This window comes from Microbacterium sp. NPDC089320, assembly GCF_040684875.1.
Taxonomy (GTDB): domain Bacteria; phylum Actinomycetota; class Actinomycetes; order Actinomycetales; family Microbacteriaceae; genus Microbacterium.
Map to the genome: position 1 here is coordinate 57387 of NZ_JBFBGY010000008.1, position 20557 is coordinate 77943.

At 68.1% G+C, this 20557-nt stretch carries 23 protein-coding genes and 1 tRNA gene; 10 read left to right on the top strand and 14 right to left on the bottom strand.

The window, feature by feature from the left end; all coding sequences use genetic code 11:
* The first annotated feature begins 195 nt into the window (after window positions 1-195).
* Window positions 196-1059 carry a DUF72 domain-containing protein gene (locus tag AB0N61_RS17470; RefSeq protein ID WP_363365589.1) on the top strand — a complete coding sequence of 288 codons (864 nt, stop codon included), beginning with the start codon at window positions 196-198 and terminating at the stop codon, window positions 1057-1059.
* A 30-nt stretch (window positions 1060-1089) separates the two neighbouring features.
* Here AB0N61_RS17470 and AB0N61_RS17475 read toward each other — a convergent pair whose 3' ends face one another.
* Window positions 1090-1692 carry a TetR/AcrR family transcriptional regulator C-terminal domain-containing protein gene (locus AB0N61_RS17475; RefSeq protein ID WP_363365590.1) on the bottom strand — a complete coding sequence of 201 codons (603 nt, stop codon included), beginning with the start codon at window positions 1690-1692 and terminating at the stop codon, window positions 1090-1092.
* 177 nt (window positions 1693-1869) lie between these two features.
* Here AB0N61_RS17475 and AB0N61_RS17480 point away from each other — a divergent pair, with 177 nt between their 5' ends.
* From AB0N61_RS17480 to AB0N61_RS17495, 4 genes are all read left to right on the top strand, one after another.
* Window positions 1870-3108, top strand: coding sequence for an MFS transporter (locus tag AB0N61_RS17480; protein WP_363365591.1), 1239 nt, complete (start codon window positions 1870-1872; stop codon window positions 3106-3108).
* The gene (locus AB0N61_RS17485; RefSeq protein ID WP_363365592.1) at window positions 3105-4694 is read left to right on the top strand and encodes an amidohydrolase; all 1590 of its coding nucleotides are present in this window, start codon (window positions 3105-3107) and stop codon (window positions 4692-4694) included. The genes AB0N61_RS17480 and AB0N61_RS17485 overlap by 4 nt, the downstream gene beginning before the upstream one ends.
* 191 nt (window positions 4695-4885) lie before the next feature.
* Window positions 4886-5170: a hypothetical protein gene (locus AB0N61_RS17490; RefSeq protein WP_363365593.1), complete on the top strand. Its 285-nt coding sequence runs from the start codon at window positions 4886-4888 to the stop codon at window positions 5168-5170.
* A gap of 55 nt (window positions 5171-5225) precedes the next feature.
* A complete protein-coding gene (locus tag AB0N61_RS17495) occupies window positions 5226-5501 on the top strand; it encodes a hypothetical protein (RefSeq protein WP_167948856.1) in 276 nt (91 codons plus the stop codon).
* A gap of 83 nt (window positions 5502-5584) precedes the next feature.
* Here the strand turns inward: AB0N61_RS17495 and AB0N61_RS17500 are convergent, their stop codons facing one another.
* Together AB0N61_RS17500 and AB0N61_RS17505 are read right to left on the bottom strand one after the other, a co-directional pair.
* The gene (locus AB0N61_RS17500) at window positions 5585-5752 is read right to left on the bottom strand and encodes a hypothetical protein (RefSeq protein ID WP_167948857.1); all 168 of its coding nucleotides are present in this window, start codon (window positions 5750-5752) and stop codon (window positions 5585-5587) included.
* Between the two features lie 379 nt (window positions 5753-6131).
* A tRNA-Pro gene (locus AB0N61_RS17505) sits at window positions 6132-6208 on the bottom strand.
* Between the two features lie 118 nt (window positions 6209-6326).
* Between AB0N61_RS17505 and AB0N61_RS17510 the strand changes: the two genes are divergently transcribed.
* The 5 genes from AB0N61_RS17510 to AB0N61_RS17530 are packed head-to-tail and all read left to right on the top strand — an operon-like array spanning window position 6327 to window position 9510.
* A complete protein-coding gene (locus tag AB0N61_RS17510; RefSeq protein ID WP_363365594.1) occupies window positions 6327-6911 on the top strand; it encodes a GNAT family N-acetyltransferase in 585 nt (194 codons plus the stop codon).
* Between the two features lie 48 nt (window positions 6912-6959).
* Entirely contained in the window at window positions 6960-7415 is a 456-nt protein-coding gene (locus AB0N61_RS17515; protein WP_167948874.1) for a hypothetical protein, read from the top strand.
* A gap of 40 nt (window positions 7416-7455) precedes the next feature.
* The gene (locus tag AB0N61_RS17520; protein ID WP_363365595.1) at window positions 7456-7578 is read left to right on the top strand and encodes a hypothetical protein; all 123 of its coding nucleotides are present in this window, start codon (window positions 7456-7458) and stop codon (window positions 7576-7578) included.
* 52 nt (window positions 7579-7630) lie between these two features.
* Window positions 7631-8017 carry an RNA-binding S4 domain-containing protein gene (locus AB0N61_RS17525; RefSeq protein ID WP_167948875.1) on the top strand — a complete coding sequence of 129 codons (387 nt, stop codon included), beginning with the start codon at window positions 7631-7633 and terminating at the stop codon, window positions 8015-8017.
* Window positions 8018-8055: 38 nt separating this feature from the next.
* Entirely contained in the window at window positions 8056-9510 is a 1455-nt protein-coding gene (locus AB0N61_RS17530; RefSeq protein WP_363365596.1) for an HNH endonuclease signature motif containing protein, read from the top strand.
* Between the two features lie 80 nt (window positions 9511-9590).
* Here the strand turns inward: AB0N61_RS17530 and AB0N61_RS17535 are convergent, their stop codons facing one another.
* From AB0N61_RS17535 to AB0N61_RS17585, 11 genes are all read right to left on the bottom strand, one after another.
* Complete coding sequence (locus AB0N61_RS17535) at window positions 9591-10529, bottom strand: NUDIX hydrolase (protein ID WP_363365597.1); 939 nt, start codon at window positions 10527-10529, stop codon at window positions 9591-9593.
* A 138-nt stretch (window positions 10530-10667) separates the two neighbouring features.
* On the bottom strand, window positions 10668-12188 hold the full coding sequence (gene der, locus AB0N61_RS17540; RefSeq protein ID WP_363365598.1) for a ribosome biogenesis GTPase Der: 1521 nt from the start codon (window positions 12186-12188) through the stop codon (window positions 10668-10670).
* Entirely contained in the window at window positions 12181-12855 is a 675-nt protein-coding gene (cmk, locus tag AB0N61_RS17545) for a (d)CMP kinase (protein ID WP_363365599.1), read from the bottom strand. Before cmk ends, der begins: the two co-directional genes overlap by 8 nt.
* Entirely contained in the window at window positions 12848-13993 is a 1146-nt protein-coding gene (locus AB0N61_RS17550) for a prephenate dehydrogenase (RefSeq protein ID WP_363365600.1), read from the bottom strand. Before AB0N61_RS17550 ends, cmk begins: the two co-directional genes overlap by 8 nt.
* Window positions 13990-14778: a pseudouridine synthase gene (locus tag AB0N61_RS17555; protein ID WP_363365601.1), complete on the bottom strand. Its 789-nt coding sequence runs from the start codon at window positions 14776-14778 to the stop codon at window positions 13990-13992. Before AB0N61_RS17555 ends, AB0N61_RS17550 begins: the two co-directional genes overlap by 4 nt.
* Window positions 14779-14848: 70 nt before the next feature.
* Entirely contained in the window at window positions 14849-15451 is a 603-nt protein-coding gene (gene scpB, locus AB0N61_RS17560; protein WP_363365602.1) for an SMC-Scp complex subunit ScpB, read from the bottom strand.
* Window positions 15441-16247, bottom strand: a complete 807-nt coding sequence (locus tag AB0N61_RS17565; protein ID WP_363365610.1) for a ScpA family protein — start codon at window positions 16245-16247, stop codon at window positions 15441-15443. Before AB0N61_RS17565 ends, scpB begins: the two co-directional genes overlap by 11 nt.
* Before the next feature lie 70 nt (window positions 16248-16317).
* Window positions 16318-17151, bottom strand: a complete 834-nt coding sequence (locus AB0N61_RS17570) for a ParA family protein (RefSeq protein ID WP_363365611.1) — start codon at window positions 17149-17151, stop codon at window positions 16318-16320.
* Window positions 17152-17307: 156 nt separating this feature from the next.
* Window positions 17308-18210, bottom strand: a complete 903-nt coding sequence (xerD, locus tag AB0N61_RS17575) for a site-specific tyrosine recombinase XerD (protein ID WP_363365603.1) — start codon at window positions 18208-18210, stop codon at window positions 17308-17310.
* 2 nt (window positions 18211-18212) lie between these two features.
* Window positions 18213-18791: an NUDIX hydrolase gene (locus AB0N61_RS17580; protein ID WP_167948883.1), complete on the bottom strand. Its 579-nt coding sequence runs from the start codon at window positions 18789-18791 to the stop codon at window positions 18213-18215.
* Window positions 18792-18827: 36 nt separating this feature from the next.
* Complete coding sequence (locus tag AB0N61_RS17585) at window positions 18828-20546, bottom strand: CTP synthase (protein ID WP_167948884.1); 1719 nt, start codon at window positions 20544-20546, stop codon at window positions 18828-18830.
* Window positions 20547-20557 lie beyond the last annotated feature (11 nt).

Sequence of the window (20557 nt, forward strand, 5' to 3'; positions counted from 1 at the left end):
GGCAACCAGTCCTCACCCCGCCCGCCGGTCCGCGTCTCCGTGCGCCGCAGAGTGCGCGTGCGCAGCAGAGGGAGTGCGCGTGCCCAGCAGATAGCGAGGCGCTCCCGGGGCGTCAACCCCGATCGCCATTCCGGTCATGGCGTCTATCGTCGCCTCCGTCGATCCGGATCACGCTCAACGGAGGAGGAGCAGTCGATGACCGCCGCACGCGCTGGGCAGGTGAGGATAGGCGTTTCGGGCTGGCGGTATGCGCGCTGGCGCGGCGACTTCTATCCACGAGGACTGCCCCAGCGTCGCGAGCTCGAGCACATCGGGCAGCACTTCCCCACCGTCGAGATCAACGGCTCCTTCTACTCGCTCCAGCGACCCGAGAGCTACCGTCGATGGCGAGGCGAGGTGCCGGAGGACTTCCGTTTCGCCGTCAAGGGATCCCGGTACGTGACGCACATGCTGCGGCTCCGCGACACGGAACAGGCTCTCGCCAACTTCTTCGCCTCCGGCATCCTCGCACTCGGAACACAGCTCGGACCGGTCCTCTGGCAGCTGCCGGAGCGTGAGAAGTTCGACGCCGAGGTGCTCGAGCGGTTCCTCGCATCACTCCCCCGCACGACCGCTGACGCTCAGCGGCTGGCGAAGACCCACGACTCGCGACTCGATGGCCGGGCCTGGACCGACCTCGAGACCGACCAGCCGATCCGGTATGCGCTCGAACCGCGGTCGCACACGTTCGACGACCCCGAGGCACTGCGCATCCTCACTCACCACGATGTCTCCCTCGTCATCGCCGACACCGCCGGGAAGTGGCCGCGTTTCGACGCTCTCACGAGCGACATCGTCTACGTCAGGCTGCATGGAGCGCAGATGCTCTACCACAGCGGCTACACCCCCGCCGAGCTCGACGGATGGGCCGACCTGCTGTGCGCCTGGTCGGACGGCACCGGCGCCGGCGACGGACGACCGCGCGACGTCTACGTCTATTTCGACAACGACGCGCGCGGACACGCACCGCACGATGCGGCAGCGCTTCAGGCTCTCATCTCCACACTCACAGGGCCCTGAGCCGGCCTCGCCGCGGCATCCACCCGAAGATCACCGAGCGAGGCGGGCACGGAGAGAATCGATCAGCAGCCCCACGCCGAGTTCGAACGTGCGATCCGCTCGGGCCGACCCGCGTTCCGCGCCCTCCATCACGCGGCCGAGGGTGCGTGTCTCTTCACCGGGCTCCCAGACCTCATCCGGCGATGCGAGATCGAGGCCGAAGCCGATCGCGAAGGCGTCGATGATCGCGATCACCGTGAGCACCTCATCCTCGGGGAAGCCGCCGTCGACGAGGGCGGTCGCCAGGTCGTCATAGGCGGTGATGACCGCCGGATGCGTGATCGTCTTGCCGATCAGCAGCGGCACGAGCTGCGGGTGATCGGCATACATCTGACGCTGCCGTCTCAGCAGATCGACCAGGAAGTCGTCCCACTGCTGCCCCTCCGGCCTGACCCGGTAGTCCTCGACCAGGCGGCCGCGCATGAGTTCGATGATGCCGTCCATGCCATCGACATGGTTGTACAGCGATGAGGGCCTGACGCCGAGCTTGCGCGCGATCGCGTTCACCCCGAACGGCTCGCCGGCCCTCGACAGCTCGAGGCCCGCCTCGCCGATGATGTCGGGCGACAGCAGGGGGCTCGACGGCCTGGGCATGGCATCCTCGCTCTCTGTAGCGGACCCCGCAGAAATCTCTTCCCTCCGGCATCCCTCCTGTGCATAATAGTGAACACCATTCGTTGACGAACACCATTCGTTTTCGATCTCGCGCCCCACCCGATGCGCGTCGTCATCACCTCGTGCACACTGCCGTGCCCTCTCTGTGGGAGAACCATGACCGCCATCGACCTCAGCACCCGGGTTCCGCTCCGAGTGACCACCGCTACCGCCACCTTCGCGATCGGGATCGCCGGTTACCTCGGCGTCAACCTGTCGCCCTACATGATCACGGCCGCTCAGGCGGGTCTCGGCATGGACGTTCTCGCTGCCAGCTGGCTCGTGACCGCGACTCTCCTGCTCACGGCGGTGACCGGGCTCGCCATCGCCCCGCTCTGCGCGGGCAGTCGCCGGCGTGCCGTCGCCAGATTCGGACTCGCGATCGCCGCGGTCGGCTTCGCCACCGCGGCGCTGGTCCCCGCCCTCATCGTCCCGGGGCTGCTGGTCGGCGGCATAGGTGCCGGCGGCGCGGTCGCAGCCTCGGGCGCCGCTCTCGCCGCGTTCCGGAACCCCGACAGGGTCGCCGGATTCAACGGTCTCGCCAACCGTGGCGTGATCACGATCGTGCTCGCGGTGATCCCCCTCATCGGGCTCGCGCCGATCGACGTCTTCGGGGCACTGGCTCTGTTCAGCATCGTGGGGCTGCTGGTCTCGGCCTGGCTGCCTGCGGCTCCTGTGCTCGACCCGCATGCGGGAGCGGCCGTCGCCGAGGCCATGCCGATCGACGTGCCGCCGACAGGCACCGTGCGCATCTCCCCCGCACGCTCGCGCACCGTCACCATCGCCGGATTCGGCCTTCTCGTGGTGTTCGCGCTGTGGGCTGCGAGCGAGGACTCGCTGTGGGCCATGGCTGGGATCATGGGTGCTGAGCAGACCGGGCTGACGCCCGAGGGTCTGGGCCTCGCGCTCAGCGGCGCGACGGCGGGCGGCCTGATCGGGTCGGTGCTGCTCATGATCGTCGGATCCCGACTCGGGCGAGCGCTGCCCCTGGCAGTGCTGCTGGTGACCGGAGGCGTCCTGAAGATCGTCGAGGGCTTCACCACCGACCCGACCGCGTTCATCGTCGTCTTCATCGCGTGGAACACGGTGTACGCGATCGCCTTCATGTACTTCGTATCGACGTCGGCTGCCCTGGACGCGGACGGCCGGTGGTCCGGCCCGCTTCTCGCCGTCTACCTCGTCGGCTCGGCGCTCACGCCGGTGATCGGAGCTGCTCTGGTCGGCATCCTCGGGTTCGAGGGATTCGCCGTCGCGTTGGGCATCGCGAGCTTCATCCTCGCCGTGCCCGCAAGCGCGATCGCCCTGCTCTCGACGCGACTCGAGCGCGCAGCCCCCCACGAGGAGATGGTCCGATGACCCGCACCCTGTACCGCAACGCCCGATTCTTCACGGCCGATGACAACGCCTGGGCCGACGCGGTCGTCGTCGACGGTGCGGAGTTCGCTTTCGTCGGCACCGAGTCCGACGCGCCGCCATCGGACGCCGTCGTCGATCTCGGCGGACGCGTCGTCCTCCCCGGCTTCACCGACGCGCACACCCACCTGCTGATGATGGGCGAGGCGCTCGGACAGATCGGGCTCACCGACGCCCGCTCGCTCGACGAGATCCAGCGCCGAGTGGCACAAGCACGCGAGAACTCGGCCGGCGTGGTCCGCGGTCGCGGGTGGCTCTTCGACGCGATCCCCGGTGGCGCGCCGACCGCCGCGATGATCGACGCGGTCGTCGCCGATGTCCCGGTCTATCTCGACGCCAACGACTACCACTCGTGCTGGGTCAACACGGCAGCGCTCGAGGAACTCGGCATCACCCGCGACACGCCAGACCCGATCGGCGGTCGCATCGAGAGGGATGCCGACGGCGAGCCGACCGGGATGCTCTACGAGACCGCCGCGCAGCAGTATGCCTGGGCGCATCGCGATGCCACCACGACCGACGCGCAGCGGGATGCTGCGGTGCAGCGCGTCGTCGAGGCCTATCTCGCGGCCGGCGTCACCGGCGCCGTCGACATGGCGTTCGACGGGCTCGCGCTCGAAGCACTCGAGCGCGCGGAACGACGCGGCGGGCTGCCGCTGCGGATCGCCGCGCACTGGTTCGTCTCCAACACGGGTGACGATGCCCTGAATCTGGCTCAGGTCGCCGAGGCGGCCGAGCGTGCAGCCACGGCCTCCAACGCTGTCCGCGTGGTCGGCATCAAACTCGTGCTCGACGGCACGATCGATGCGTGCACTGCCGCGATGCGTGCACCATATGCGGACGGCACGAACGCCGCACCGATCTGGCCCGCCGATCGACTTCTTCCGGTGGTGGCGGCGGCAGATGCCGCCGGACTGCAGATCGCGCTGCACGCGATCGGGGATGAGGCGAGCACCCTCGCGCTGGACGCCATAGAGCACGCGATCACCGTGAACGGCCATCGCGCCCGTCGCCATCGGATCGAGCATCTCGAGTACGCAGCGCCCGGCACGGCCGAGCGGATGGCGCGTCTGGGAGTGACGGCGTCCATGCAGCCGGTGCACGCCGACCCGGCGATCTTCGCGAACTGGGCAGCGCAACTGGGCGACGATCGAGCCGATCGGGCCTTCGCCTGGCCGGAGTATGAGGATGCCGGCGCTCTGCTCGCCTTCTCGACGGACGCGCCCACGGCACCCCATGCCGCCCTCGCGAACATGTACGTCGCCGCGACGCGCGCGTCCGCTCTCGACCCGGAGGCGCCTGCGGTGCACCCGCACTTCGCCCTTCCCCTCGAACGCGCGATCGCGCATGCGACGCGTGACGCTGCGGCGTCGATCGGCGATGGCGACTGGCGAGGCCGCATGGTGGCGGGTCACGCAGCCGACTTCGCTGTGCTCGACGTCGATCCGTTCTCGGAGGGCGAATCATCGCTCCTCACGGCACGCGTTCTGAGGACAGTGATCGCGGGACAGACCGCGCACGAACTCTGAGGAGCAGCGTCCCCCGCATCCGTTCTCGCTCGCCTTGAGCGATATACCGGTTCGTTCTTATAATTTCGGTGAACTCTGGCGGGCAGAGGGCGCCCGTCGACCAGGCGGTGACGTCTTCCCGCCCGGGCGCGGAACGCTCCGTCCGTCAGCCGGTGATGACAACGACCGATTGGAGTGTTGAGATGTCCGCGATGCCCGATCCGAGGTTCGAGCTCCGCAGGGTCACGGAGACCGAGTGGCTGGTCGTCGACCACAAGTACGAACCGCATGATGCGCGTCAGACCGTGGCCTGCATCTACCAGGTCGACGCCGTCGAGGTCGACGTGCTCTGGCTGCGAAATCTTCCGCTGGCGACCTCGTACATGTCGGCGGATGAGGTGCTCGACGATCTGCGGCGATTCCACAATCCGCCGAGCCGTTCGACCGCGCCGATCGCGATCGCGCACCGTCCCCCGCTCGCGACGACAGCCGGTTGACGCTCTGCGCGGAGCGGCACGCCGATCCGCGAACGCCCCGCCATAGGCTGGTCTGATGCTCATCGCTCTGATCCGTCCCATCGAGACCAGCACTGCCGAGGTCATCGGGACAACGCTGGCCGAGGTGCTCGAGGAGCTCGAACGGCACCGCGAACCGGGGTTCCACCTGACGTCGGCGCCGGTGCGCATGCTCAAGGGCGAAGCCAAGATGGAAGCGACGGGCACGTTCACCCGCGTCGACGGCGTGCGCGAGATCGAGGCAGACGACATGGCATCGCTCGAAGCGAAGGTGCCCGAGGGATGGCGGATGCTGACGGTGCGCGCCGCCTAGGCCCAGAAGCCCCAGATAGCGACGAAGACCCCCGTCGGGCTCCACGCCTGATGGGGGTCTTCGTCGTGCGTCCGTCGTCGGAGTCAGCCGCCCGACGGGTTCTCGAGCGGCGCACCGTCGTCGTCGGTGGTCTCGTCCTCGAGGATCTCGTCGGTGTTCTTCGATGTCGACTCGTCAGGCGCACCTCCCGAGGCGGTGTCCGCCTCTTCGTCGGCGCCTGGGGTTCCTTGCGTGTTCTGCGGATCGCTCATTGCATCTCCTCTGTCGATTGGGGCGACGGTATGCGCGAGCGCTCGAGTTCGAGGAGGGGGTTGACGCGAGAGGGATCCGCGTGACAACCGGTCCGCTCGCGGAGTGTGGCCACAACCACTAGATACAGCGACGTATTGGGGTTACGTTGGCGGTGAGCCACGCAGATGCGGCCCCGAGCCGGTGGAGTCCCCCACACGAAGCCGGCTAGGTGTCCCGATAGGCACCCCAGAGCCAGTCGGGACACCGTTAGTCCGCCAGACCGATGGAATCGTGGCCCCTCGTCGCGAGACCCGGGTTTCAAGAGTCGCGTGCGGACAGACTCTGCACATGAGAAAGCCCCGGAGTTCCGCTCACCTCTGCGGTTCTCCGGGGCTTTTCTGGTCGGGCTGACAGGATTTGAACCTGCGACCCCTTGACCCCCAGTCAAGTGCGCTACCAAGCTGCGCCACAGCCCGTTGTTCTGCACTCTCGCGCAGGCAACTCCCCTATCTTAGCCCCACTCGGCGGCACTCCGCGAACCGGGCGGGCGCCGGGCGTTGCGGGGTGTCGGAGCCCAGGCGTACGGTCGCACCCATGGCGACGATCACGACAGAGGTGGCGACCACTGCCCGATGGGACGACGTTCAGCATGCGCTGACCGGCGGCGGCGACGGCGCCAGCTGCCAGTGCATCTGGCCGATGCTGAGCAATAAGGAGTGGAACGAGACCACCACTCCGCAACGTACGGAGATGTTGCGCGAGGAGATCCAGGAAGGCCCACCGCCCGGCCTGATCGCCTACATCGACGGTGAGGCCGCGGGGTGGATCAGGGTCGGTCCTCGAACGACGCAGCGAAGGGTGCCCCGCACGCGCATGATCGCGGCAGCATCCACCGAACCCTTCGAAGACGACTCCGTCTGGGCCGTGACGTGCTTCGTCGTCCGCCGCGAGCACCGCGGCTCCGGCATCACGCTCGAACTGCTGCGTGCTGCCGTCGACGTCGCACGACGTTCCGGAGCCCGACTGATCGAGGGCTACCCCGTCGACGCACGCGGTGAGAAGAAGCGCACCAACGATCTGTTCCACGGCACGCTCACCACGTTCCTGGCCGCGGGGTTCGAGGAGCGCGCCGAGATGAAGCCCGGCCGCATCCTCGTCGCGCTGGAGCTCTCGACGTGAGCCGACGCCGCGGACTCTCCGACCGCGAGCGGGCGCTAGCGTTGTGACATGAGTGACGAGAACCCCACCATCGAAGACCCCGAGCTGGGCACCCTCACGCGCGCCACGACCGAGCTGTCCGACGGAACCGTGCTGACACACGACTGGTACGCCGGCGGCACGGTGGTCGACGGCGCCCCTCTCGATCTCATGATCGAAGGAACCGACGTCGATGAGGCGACCGCGCTGCTCCCCCATGTGCATCAGACCGTGGCCGCGCTCGGAGTCCTGCGACGACTGGCGACGGATGCGGTCGTCACCGCCTTCAGCAACACATCCCCGGAGCAGCACGAGCTCGACGACGCGGCGAGCGATCTCAGTCTCGAGACGCTCGAGGCCTCAGCCGACGGCACGGTCGTGCTTCACTTCATCGACACCTGCGGCGAGCACTTCCCCGAGGGCTACTGGCCCGCCGTGCACCTCGGCGCCGACGGTCAGATCACCCAGGTCACGGTCGAGTCCTGAGCGAGTGAGACCGCGTCCCGCCCCGCCCTACGATGGTGGGATGCCGATCGGCGGCGCCTTCTTCCTCGCCAGCGGCACCCTCCTGGGGCTGCGGCTCTTCCTGCCCGGCTCACTGCCGGATCGGAGCAGCCCCGTCGTCATGGCCACCTATACGGGCGGATAGGGCCTGCCCATCGCGGGCACCCTGATCGCACTGAGAAAGAGAGAGACGTCTGATGGCGGATGCAGCACGGGTCGACAGCTGGCTCTGGGCGATCCGCGTCTACAAGACGCGCTCGGCCGCCACCACCGCATGCCGCGCGGGGCATGTGCGAGTGAACGGTGACAAGGTGAAGGCCGCGCAGCACATCCGCATCGGCGATGAACTGCGCATCCGCATCGCCGGATTCGATCGGATTCTCATCGTGCGTCAACTGCTGGTCAAGCGCGTCGGCGCTCCTCTCGCGGCGCTGGCCTATGAGGACCGCACCCCGGAGCGCGAACCGCAGGCAGCACTCGGCCTGCGCGATCGGGGCGCAGGACGACCGACGAAGCGGGAGCGACGCGACATCGATAAGCTTCGCGGGCGAGGATACGAGGATGACGGCATATTCCGCGGGTGACTCTGGGCTTCTTCGAACATAACTTCTAAAATCGAGGTATGGCTCAGCGCACCGACTTCGACCTCGATCTCGAGGAGCGCCGCCGCCTGCTCGACGGATGGGTCGCCACGCGCCGTCAGATCGCCGCTCTCGAGGCCGAGTCCTATGCGTTGCTCGTCGAGCGCATCGCTGTGCACGACAGCGACGTCTCGGACAGCCCACACCATCGCGAAGCGATCTACCGTTCGATGGTCGCGGAGTACTCCGCCGCCGGCCGCATTTCGAAAGGCTCAGTCGAATACGCCTTCACCGATGCTCGCACTGTGGCACGTTCACTCCCCGCCACGCACGCGGCGTTCGCGGCCGGGGCGATCAGTGCGCGACACGTCCACGAGATCGTGCGTGCGAGCGAGGTCGTCGACGATGCCATCCGCGATGGGCGGGTGGATGCCGACACGATGGCGCTCTACGACACCGCTGTTCTGGTGGTCGCCGAGCAGGACACAGCACCGCGCACCAAGGCTCATGCGGGCCAGGTGGCCGCAGCCCTCGCCGGCGAGACGGTCGTCGAACAGCATCGTCGAGCGGCTGCTGAACGGTGTGTCACCGTCAGGTCTGTCGGCGACGGGCTTGCAGCACTCACGGCGATCCTTCCCGAGTGGGTCGCCGTCGCGATCTCCGATCGACTGGCTCAGATGGCGCGACATATCGCTCGCACTCGAGACGAGCGAGAGCCGGTCCTCGCGCCGATTTGCGATCCGGAGGGTTCGCTGCACCTCGGCGACCTCTCGCCCGAAGATCCGCGATACGAGTCATACTTCGAGGCTGCGGCGATCGCCGCTGACGGCACCCACGTGAGCGACCCGCTCGCGGGTCTGATCGACCCGATGGCCGACCCCGCAAGCCCCGACATCGAGCACCTCCCGGGCGATGCTCGCACCTTCGACCAGATCCGTGCCGACGTACTCGCCGACCTCCTGCTCGCCGCCGATCCGAGCGAAGCGAACGGCACCGGGCTCGAGAACATCTCCGCTCGCATCCAGGTGACCGTCGCCGCACGCACACTCGCCGGCGAAGACTGCCGACCCGCCGAGCTCGACGGACACGGGCCACTCGATCCCGACGTCGCGCGCGGACTCGCAGGACGCCGCTCCGGATGGGCACGTCTGTTCCTCGATGCGCAGGGGCTCGTCAGGGAGACGGACTCCTACTCCCCGACAGAGCAGATGCGACGGTTCCTCCGAGCGCGGGATCAGCACTGCAGGTTTCCCGGATGCAGGATGCCGGTGCATCGTTGCGAGATCGACCACAACCACGACCACGCTCGGGGTGGGCGCACTCGCCTCGACAACCTCAGTCACTTCTGCACAACGCACCATTCCCTCAAGCACCCCGATATCGATGAGCGACATCGGTGGACGGCGCGCCAGACCTCTGACGGGTCTCTCACATGGACGAGCCCGCTCGGCCGCGACTACATCGACCCACCGCGCAGAAGAGTGATGTTCGTCTGAGCGGAGTGACCGCGCGGACGAACAGGTGACGGCTCCTGCGGCAGTACGTCGGCCCACCGGGACGTAGAGTGAGGCGACGTCTACTTTGCGAGCACGTCCAGCAGCCAGCCAGCCGAGTGGACCTGCATGGCGCCGGCCCCCGCGACCCGGTTCTGCAGTTCGCGGTCGCTCGTGACGGCCACGACCAGCTGTCCGGCACGCGTACGTCGCTCGACCTCAGCCACGATCGCGTCGTCTCCGGCCGCCTGAGCGCGCACGAGCGAGACGCCGCCCGCGGGAAGGAGTTCGGGAGCCTCTGCGTCCGATTCCATCGAAGGAGTCACGATCTCGCGCGCCCGTCCTTCCACCACGAGCGCGACCTCGGGGAACCAGGTCGTTCCTCGAATACCGAGGTCATCCGCCGGCAGAGCGAGCCCGTCAAGGCGCGCGGCAAGACGCGAGGCCGCACCGGCGCGGTCCTTCCACCATCCGTCAGGCACAGACCCGACGACGTTCGCGCCGTCTACGACAAGCGACGGGCGGACGTCGAGGAGAGCGCGCAGCGTCGGCCACGCGCTGCCGAAACCGGGGTGCAATGGCCGCGCGTCGACCTCATCGACCGGCACCCACTCGAGCGCCACACTCTCGGGGTCGCTGATCACGGGCTCGAACGGCCGCACCACGTCAGCGATGACGGTCGTGTACGACCACACATCCAGATCGAGCACACTGGTGAACCGGGGCCGGACGGATCCGTCGGGAACCCCCGCCTCTTCTTGCGCCTCACGCACCGCACCCACGATCGCGCTCTCACCCTCGTGCATGGCGCCGCCGGGCAGACCCCACGTCCCACCGAAGTGCGACCAGGACACCCGGTGTTGCAGCAGGATCCCCCGCTCCGGATCGTACGCGAGCAGCCCGGCCGCGCCGAAACGCCCCCAGTACTTCTCCCCCGACGGAGCGATCACCCAGGCGTCGCCCGGGTTTCGCGGCCCATCGGGGCGGCGGGGCTCACCTGCGGCAGGGGGTACGACAGTCACCCCTTCAGCCTGTCACAGCATCCGGCGATCGGCATCAGCGGGGTCATACGCGGGAACAGCTGTGTCCGCGGGGTCATGCGCGGGAACAGCTGTGCCCGCGCGAGTTCGCGCGGGCACAGCTGTCGAATCGAATGCGGATCAGCGCTGGCGCTTCTCGCGGACCCTCATGTTGATGACGATCGGAGTTCCATCGAACTCGTAGAGCTCGCGCAGACGACGCTGGATGAAGCGACGGTAGCCCGGGTCGAGGAATCCGGTCGTGAACAGCACGAACGTCGGCGGACGCGTCGACGCCTGCGTGCCGAACAGAATGCGCGGCTGCTTGCCTCCACGCAGCGGGTGCGGGTGCTCGGCGACGAGCTCGGCGAGGAAGGCGTTGAACTTGCCCGTCGGAATGCGACGGTCCCAGTTCTCGAGAGCCGTCTCGAGCGCAGGCACCAGCTTCTCGAGGTGACGACCGGTCTTGGCCGAGATGTTCACGCGGGGCGCCCATGCGACGTGCGCGAGGTCCTGCTCGATCTCACGCTCGAGGTACCGCCGGCGGTCGGCGTTCTCGAGGTCGTCGTCGTTCAGACGGTCCCACTTGTTGAACGCGAGAACGAGGGCGCGGCCCGACTCGAGCACGAGATCGATGATGCGGACGTCCTGCTCGCTGATGGTCTCCGACACATCGAGGACGACGACAGCGACCTCCGCCTTCTCGAGGGCTGCCGACGTCCGCAGCGACGCGTAGAAGTCCGCGCCCTGCGCCATGTGCACGCGACGACGGATTCCCGCAGTGTCGACGAGGCGCCACAGCTTTCCACCGAGCTCGACGATCTCATCGACCGGGTCACGAGTCGTTCCGGCGAGGTCGTTCACGACCACGCGCTCTTCGCCGGCGGCCTTGTTGAGCAGCGAGGACTTGCCGACGTTCGGACGACCGAGGATCGCCACGCGTCGCGGCCCGCCGATCTCGGCCTTCGCGACCGCGGAGACGTCCGGCAGCTTCTTCAGCAGCTGGTCGAGCAGGTCGGCGACGCCACGACCGTGGATCGCCGACACCGGGTGCGGTTCGCCGAGTCCGAGGTTCCAGAGAGCCGCAGCCTCAGGCTCCTGGCGGGCGTCGTCGATCTTGTTCGCGACGAGGAACACCGGCTTGCCGCTCTTGCGCAGCAGCTTCACGACGTGCTCGTCGGTCGACGTCGCGCCGACCATCGCGTCGACGACGAACAACACGACATCGGCGAGATCGATCGCGACCTCGGCCTGAGCGGCGACGGAGCGATCGATGCCGCGGGCGTCGGGCTCCCAGCCGCCCGTGTCGACCAGCGAGAAGCGCCGGTCGGCCCACTCGGCCTTGTACGTCACGCGGTCGCGGGTCACACCGGGCGTGTCCTCGACGACGGCCTCACGGCGTCCCAGGATGCGGTTGACGAGCGCGGACTTGCCGACATTCGGTCGACCGACGATCGCCACGACCGGGAGCGCGGGGAAGAACTGGATCCCATCCTCGCCCATCTTGATGCCGGCGAGAAGGGCGGCATCCTCATCGTCCAGGTCGTAGTCGGCGAGGCCGGCGCGCAGTGTCTCCGCGCGTGCCTCGGCGAGCTGCTCGTCGAGCGACTCCATCTTCTCGGCGAGCTGGTCGGGGCCGCCTTCGTATTCGTCGTCAGCCATGATGTGCTCCTCGGATTCGTTCGATCACCGCGAGAACGGCGTCGATGGTCTGTGTGAAGTCGAGCTCCGTCGAATCGACGACCTCGACGCCGTCGGCGGCGTTCAGGAAGTCGACGACGGCGCTGTCGGATGCGTCGCGCTTGTGCAGTGCGGCAGCCACGGCCTCGGCGTTCTCGCCGGCGAGCTCGCCGGCGCGTCGTGCGGCGCGCACCTCCGGGGCGGCGGTGAGCAGGATGCGCACGGGCGCGTCCGGAGCCACCACAGTGGTGATGTCCCGTCCCTCGACGACGACGGCCGGATACGGGGCCTCCGCGACGAGCGCCCGGAACAGGCGGTTGACCTGCTCACGCACCTCGGGAACCCGCGCCACCCCGCTCACCGCGCTCGAGACCGCGGGCTCGCGGATCGCATCCGTGACATCGGCCTCTCCGACGAGCACGGCGCGATCGTCGGGGTCGAGACCCAGGCGAACGGGGAAGTCCGAGACGGCGTCGAGGACCGCGGCGGCATCCGCCGTGTCGGCGCCTCGATCGAGCACGTGCCACGCGAGAGCGCGGTACGCGGAGCCGGTGTCCAGGTAGCCGAAGCCCAGAGCGCGGGCGACCGCCTTGGACACGCTGGACTTGCCGGAGCCGGCCGGTCCGTCGATCGCGATGAAATCAGTCATTGGTGGTCCCTGCAATCCGCCAGCCGCGTTCCTGGAGTCCGGTGATAGCCCCGTGCAGCGCAGCGGGGTCGACGCTGATCTCGGCCAGGCCGAATTGCGCGCCGGGCGAGTGCTCGAGACGCAGGTCCTCGACATTGACACCGAGCTCCCCGAGTTCCCCGAACAGTCGGCCGAGCTGGCCCGCGGTGTCGTCGACCATCACGACGAGCGTCTCGAAGCGACGGTTCTGTCCGTGCTTGCCGGGGAGGCGCTCGACGCCGTCATTGCCCTGCCTGATGGTCTCGGCGACCGCGCGCCGTGCACCGGGGGCTTCGGGCGCACGCAGCGCGTCGGACACCTCGCGGAGGTCGGACGCCAGAGCATCGAGGATCTCGACCACGGGCCCGGCATTCGCTCCGAGGATCTGCACCCAGAGTTCGGGGGCGGATGCCGCGATACGTGTCGTGTCACGCACGCCCTGGCCGGAGAGACGCAGCGCACCCTCGTCGGCGGTCGCGAGACGGCCGGCGAGCAGACTCGCCACGACCTGAGGGACGTGAGAGGTGAGGGCGACCGAGCGGTCGTGCTCCTCGGGAGTCATCTCGAGCGGCATCGCGCCGACGTCGAGGGCGAGCGCTTCGACGAGCGCGAGATCCGTGGCGGTCGTGTCGGCATCCCGGCAGACGACCCACGGTCGGCCCACGAAGAGGTCGGCGCGAGCAGAGATCGCCCCGCCGCGCTCGCGTCCGGCGAGCGGGTGCGAACCGATGTAACGGGTGAGGTCGACTCCGCGACCCTGCAGTGTGCGCAAGGGCTCGAGCTTGACGCTCGCCACGTCCGTGACGACAGCGTGAGGAAAGCGATGCAGTTCCGACTCGATCACATCTGCCGTCACATCCGGCGGCACGGCGACGACGATGAGCACCGGTGAGTCGTCCTCGGCGGCCGAGCGACCTGCGCCGTAGTCGATCGCGAGGCGCAGCTGCGCGGGCGAGGTGTCGGCGAGCACCACGTCGACGCCCTTCGCGCGAAGCGCGTGTCCGATGCTCGCGCCGAGCAGCCCGGCGCCGACGACGCGAACGGTCCCCGAGAGTCTGGCCGCGATTCGTGGCGCGACAGAGCTCCGGGCCCCCGTGGGCGCACTCGTCGTATCGGTCACTCGTTCTCCTGCTGCTCGCCTGGCGCCTCGGCGACACCGGAATCACGGCGCGACAGAGTCAAGAGTGCGCCGAGTTCGATTTTAGTCAGTTCGCGCGTCTTCCCGACCGGGAGGGTTCCCAGGTGCAGCGGGCCGAACTGTCGGCGCACCAGCTCGGTCACGGGGTGCCCGACCGCTGCCAGCATCCTTCGGACGATCCGGTTGCGCCCCGAGTGCAGCGTGAGCTCCACGAGACTCGACCCGCGCGAGGTGTCGAGCAGCCGGGCCTTGTCTGCCGCGATCGGGCCGTCCTCGAGCTCGATGCCCTTCGTGAGCTTCGAGATCGTCTGAGCGGTCACTTCGCCGTCGACCTTGGCGATGTACACCTTGGTCACACCGAACGACGGGTGCGCGAGGACGTGAGCGAGGTCGCCGTCGTTCGTCAGCACGAGCAGCCCGCTGGTCTCCGCGTCGAGTCGTCCGACGTTGTAGAGCCGCTCCTCGTAGTCCTGGGTGAAACGGCGCAGGTCGGGGCGGCCGTTCTCGTCGCGCAGGCTGCTCACGACCCCGGTGGGCTTGTTCAACATCACGTACCGCTTCGACACATCGAGCTGCACAGCGGTGCCGTCCACGTCGATGAGATCGGTCTCGGGATCGACCCGCCGGCCGAGCTCCGTGACGGTCACGCCGTTCACGCGGATGCGCCCCTCGATGATGTACTGCTCGATCACGCGTCGCGAGGCCACGCCCGCCGCCGACAGCACCTTCTGCAGGCGTACGCCCTCCGGCGTCTCGAAGCCGCTCATCGGATGGTCCCTTCGTTGAAACTGATTCTGCGTGTCGAACCCTCGCGGAAGGTCGCCATCGGAACCGCGGTCATCGGATGGTCCCTTCGTCGAACCCGTCCGCGCCGTCGTCGAGCAGAGGAGAGATGGGGGGCAGCTCGTCGAGCGAGTTGATGCCCAGGTGCTGCAATAGAGCGTCGGTGGTGCCGTAGTTGATGGCGCCGGTCTCCGAGTCCGCGAACAGCTCGGTGATGAGTCCACGAGCGAGCAGCGTTCGCACGACGGAGTCGACGTTCACCGCACGGATCGAGGCGACCTGGCTGCGCGTCACGGGCTGCTTGTACGCGATCACCGCGAGGGTCTCGAGTGCCGCCTGCGAGAGCCGCGCCGGCGCCTGTCCCCCCACGAACTCTGCCACGACGTCATCGTGGTCCTCCCGGACGTACAGGCGCCAGCCGCCGCCGACCTCGCGCAGCTCGAAACCGCGGCGCGGTCCACGGCCTTTGCCGTCGTAGTCGTCCACCAGCGTCTCGATCGCCTGTCGGACGGCGGCGACGGGCGATCCGACCGCAGCGGCGAGGGCGACGAGCCCGATCGGCTCGTCGATGATCAGCAGGATCGCCTCGATGCGTTCGGTGAGCGGCGAATCCTGCACGGCCTCATCCGTCGTGGTGTCCGTCACGTCATCGGTCATAGTCGGCTCCCAGCGATGCCAGTGTCTCGTCCGACCAGGAGTCGGCGGCCCAGCGCAGCGTCAGCTCGCCGAGCGGTTCCAGTTGTTCGAAAGAGAGTGCGGCGTGCCGATAGAGCTCCAGCACCGAGATGAAGCGCGCGACCACGATCCCGGGCTCGCTCACACCCGCGACGAGCTCGCGGAAGCTCACCGACTCGGCCGCGCGCAGCAGGGTGACCACGATCGCGGCCTGCTCGCGGATGCTGACGAGAGGTGCGTGCAGGTGATCGAGTCCGACGTGCGGGATCTCCTTCGGCGCGAAGGCGAGAAGCGCAAGCGCCGCGAAGTCGTCGACGTTGAGCGACCAGACGAGCTCCGGGGTCTTGCGCCTGTGCTTCTCGTCGAGCCGGACGGCGCGCACATGACGTCGATCCTCGCGCTGCAGGCACCGGGCGAACCATGCCGACACCTCTTTGAAGGCGCGATACTGCAGCAGGCGCGCGAAGAGGAGATCGCGGGCTTCGAGGAGCGCGACGGACTCGGCGTCGACCAGCTCACCCTGAGGCAGCAGTCCCGCCACCTTCATGTCGAGCAGCGTCGCCGCGACGACCAGGAACTCCGACGCCTGATCAAGCTCTTCATCGTCGTCGAGCTCTTTGAGGTAGGCGATGAACTCGTTGGTGACGGCACTCAACGACACCTCGGTGATGTCCATCTCGTGCTTCGAGATGAGGTTCAGCAACAGGTCGAAGGGACCGTCGAAGTTCGACAGGGAGACCCGGAACCCGGGATCCGCGGTGGACGGCGCGTCGGAGATGACCGAGACGGACTCGCGGACGGACTCGGAGGGCGAGACGGACTGAGCCGATGTGTCTGGCGGCTCGAGCTCAGGCGACAGCGCCACGGGCGACCAGCTCCCGCGCCAGCCGCAGGTATGCCTGCGCGGCGGCGTGCTCCGGAGCGAACTCGGTGATCGGCACACCGGAGACCGATGCATCGGGGAACTTGACCGTGCGACCGATCACGGTCTCCAGGACGTCGTCACCGAATGCCTCGACCACACGCTCGAGAACCTCACGCGAGTGCAGGGTGCGCGGGTCGTACATCGTGGCGAGCAGGCCGTCCATCGTGATCGACGGATTCAGCCGGTCGCGGACCTTGTCGATCGTCTCGATCAGCAGTGCCACACCGCGAAGGGCGAAGAACTCGCACTCGAGCGGGATGATGACGCCGTGAGCGGCGGTCAGCGCGTTGACCGTCAGCAGACCGAGCGACGGCTGGCAGTCGATCAGGATGACGTCGTACTCCCCCGCCACCTGGCGGAGCACCCGAGCGAGGATCGTCTCACGGGCGACCTCGTTCACGAGGTGCACCTCGGCGGCGGACAGGTCGATGTTCGCCGGCATGACGTCGAGGCCGTCGACATTCGAATGCACGATCGCATCATGGGCGTCGCGCTTCGTGTCGAGGAGCAGATCGTAGATCGTCGGCACGTCGTGCGTCTGGATCCCGAGACCCGCCGACAGGGCGCCCTGAGGATCGAAGTCGACCGCGAGGACCTTCCGCCCGTATTCGGCGAGTGCCGCGGCGAGGTTGATCGAGGTCGTCGTCTTGCCGACGCCGCCCTTCTGATTGCAGAGCGCGATGATCCGGGCGGGGCCGTGCGAGGCGAGAGGTTCAGGGGTCGCGAACCCGTGATAGGGACGCCCGGTGGGTCCCATGGGGGTGTCGTCGGTCTTCGACGTCTTCGCCCTGGACTTCGCCGCGTTCTCAGCCACCGATTCTCCTGCTCGTTTCGTGCTTGGTCGAGTCTACCGATCGGTCGGAGGGTTCCACGCCTCAGCCGCGGCGATCCCGCGTTTTCGCCGCTCCACCGGTCACCGGGCCCGGGGATGCGACGTGGCATAGACGTCGCGCAGAGTGTCGACCGACACGTGGGTGTAGATCTGCGTGGTCGCGACCGAGGCATGCCCGAGCAGCTCCTGCACGACGCGTACGTCGGCGCCGCCCTGCAGCAGGTGCGTCGCGAACGAGTGCCGCAGCGTGTGCGGCGAGACCTCGGCGGTGATGTGCGCGCTCTCTGCCGCGGCGCGGATCACGAGCCACGCGCTCTGCCGCGACAGGGGCGCACCGCGAGCGCCGAGGAACAGCCTGGCCGACGCCCGCCCTTTCGCCGCGAGTCCGGGGCGGACTCGGGTGAGGTACGCGTCGGTCGCCTCTCGGGCGAACGAGCCGATCGGCACGATGCGCTCCTTCGAGCCCTTGCCCCGAAGCCGCAGCACATCGCCGTGCGCGAGGTCGTCGACGTCGAGCCCCACCGCCTCGGAGACTCGAGCGCCGGTCGCATAGAGCAGCTCGAGCAGGGCCCGGTCGCGGATCCCGATCGGGTCGTCTGCACTGGGCGCGCCGAGCAGCCGCTCGACCTGGTCGATCGTGAGCGCCTTGGGCAGGCGCCGCGGAGCCTTCGGCGGACGAAGACGCCCGCTCGGATCGTCCTGTTCGATGCCCTCGCGCGCCAGGAACCGGTGCCATCCGCGCACCGACGACTGCAGCCGCGCGAGACTGGTCGCGGCTGGAGGGGGCTCGGCGCCCGCTCGATCGGCGATGAAGCGCCCGACGACGGCCGCATCGATCTCGTCCGTATCCGTCACACCCTCGGCATCGAGCCATTCGAGATATGAAGAGAGGTCGCGTCGATACGCGGAGATCGTGTGCTCGCTGAGACCGCGCTCGATCGTGACGTGGCGCAGATACGTGTCCAGCGCACGGTCGAGCTGCATGCTCAGCTCCGATCGCGCAGCCTCTGCGCGGCCGCGAGCACGCCGATGCTGAGGATGCCGTTGCGCATCCGCCCCTCGAGCACAGCGGTGATCACGGCATCGAGCGGAACCCACTCCACGCGGATGTCAGCCTCTTCGTCCACCCGCGCATGCGCGTCACCGGCCGACGACATGCCGCTCGCGAGGAAGATGTGGATGACCTCGTCGTTGCCGCCGGGGGTCGTCCACGACGACACGAGAGGCTCCCAGTGCGCGGCGACGAGGTCGGCCTCCTCCGCCAGCTCACGCCGAGCTGCAGCCAGCGGCTCCTCCCCGGGCATGTCGAGCAGCCCGGCCGGCAGCTCCCAGTCGCGGTGCCGGATCGGATGCCGGTACTGCTGGATCAGCAGCACCCGGCCCTCGTCGTCCAGCGCGAGGATCGCCACGGCGCCGGTGTGCGCGACATACTGACGACGGATCTCCCCGTCGCCGTAGCGCACCCGGTCGTCACGCACGTTCCAGACCGCGCCTTCGTACGCGAGATCGCTCTGCAGCACCTCGGGCTCGAAGGGCTCATCCCTCAGCTGATCGAACTCAGGCATCGGCGTCACCACTTTCAGGAATCGGCTGCGCCGGACTCACGCATCAGCGTCGACGAAATCAGCATCCGCTTCGACGTCGAAGAGCTCGCTCGAGCGATGACGCTCGATCGCGGCTCCGACCAGCCCGCGGAACAGCGGGTGCGGGTCGGTCGGGCGGGAACGCAGCTCGGGGTGGGCCTGCGTGGCGATGTAGTACGGGTGGACGTCACGCGGCAGCTCGACGTACTCGACCAGGTCGAGCTCGGGGTTGAGACCCGAGAACACCAGTCCCGCCTCGGAGAGACGCGCACGGTAGGCGTTGTTGACCTCATAGCGGTGACGGTGACGCTCCGACGCCTCGGGGCCGCCGTAGAGCTCGCTCGCCAGGGATCCCTCGGCCAGCGCGGCGGTGTAGAGGCCGAGTCGCATCGTGCCGCCCAGGTCTCCGCCGTCGAGGATCTCGATCTGCTCGGCCATCGTGGCGATGACGGGCTCAGTGGTCTCGGGGTCGAACTCGCTCGACGATGCGCCCTCGATACCGGCGACATCGCGGGCGTACTCGATGACCATGCACTGCAGGCCGAGGCAGAGGCCGAGGGTGGGGATGCCCTGCTCACGCGCGAACTTCAGCGCGCCGAGCTTGCCCTCGATCCCACGGATGCCGAAGCCACCGGGAACGCAGATGCCGTCGAGTGCGGCGAGCTGCTCGCGCGCGCCCTCGGGAGTCTCGCAGCGATCCGACGGGATCCAGCGGATGTTGACCTTGGTCTCCTGCGCGAAGCCGCCGGCCTTCAGAGCCTCGGTGACCGAGAGGTACGCGTCGGGCAGATCGATGTACTTGCCCACCAGTCCAATCGTGACCTCGTGCTTCGGGTTGTGCACGGCGTGCAGGACCTTGCTCCAGCGCGTCCAGTCGACGTCGTCCGCAGCCTTCTGGTCGAGGCCGAGGCGGCGCACGATGTACGAGTCGAGGCCCTGGTCGTTGAGCGTCGACGGGATGTCGTAGATGCTCGGCAGGTCGACCGTGTTGATGACGCCCTCGGCATCGACGTCACACATGAGGGCGATCTTGTTGCGGTTGCTCTCGCTCACTGGCCGGTCGCTGCGCAGCACCAGGGCATCGGGCTGGATGCCGACCTGGCGGAGTGCCGCCACGGAGTGCTGGGTCGGCTTGGTCTTCTGCTCGCCGGAGGCTCCCATGAACGGCACCAGGGAGACGTGCACGAAGAAGACGCTGTCGCGGCCGAGCTCGTGACGCAGCTGACGAGCCGCCTCGAGGAACGGCTGCGACTCGATGTCGCCGACCGTTCCCCCGACCTCGGTGATGATGACGTCGGGGCGGGGGTCCTCGGTCGCCTGCAGACGCATGCGGCGCTTGATCTCGTCGGTGATGTGCGGGATGACCTGCACGGTGTCGCCGAGGTACTCCCCGCGGCGCTCGCGGGCGATCACCTGCGAGTAGATCTGGCCGGTCGTGACGTTGGCCGCCTGAGACAGGTTGATGTCGAGGAAGCGCTCGTAGTGACCGATGTCGAGGTCGGTCTCCGCACCGTCATCCGTGACGAACACCTCACCGTGCTGGAACGGGTTCATCGTGCCCGGATCGACGTTCAGATACGGGTCGAGCTTCTGCATCACGACGCGGAGTCCACGGGCCGTGAGAAGGTTGCCGAGGCTTGCGGCAGTGAGCCCCTTACCCAAAGACGAAACGACACCACCCGTCACAAAGATGTGCTTGGTCGTGTCGTTCTTGGGCCCCGCAGAAGAAGAGTTCATCACGGGCTTCG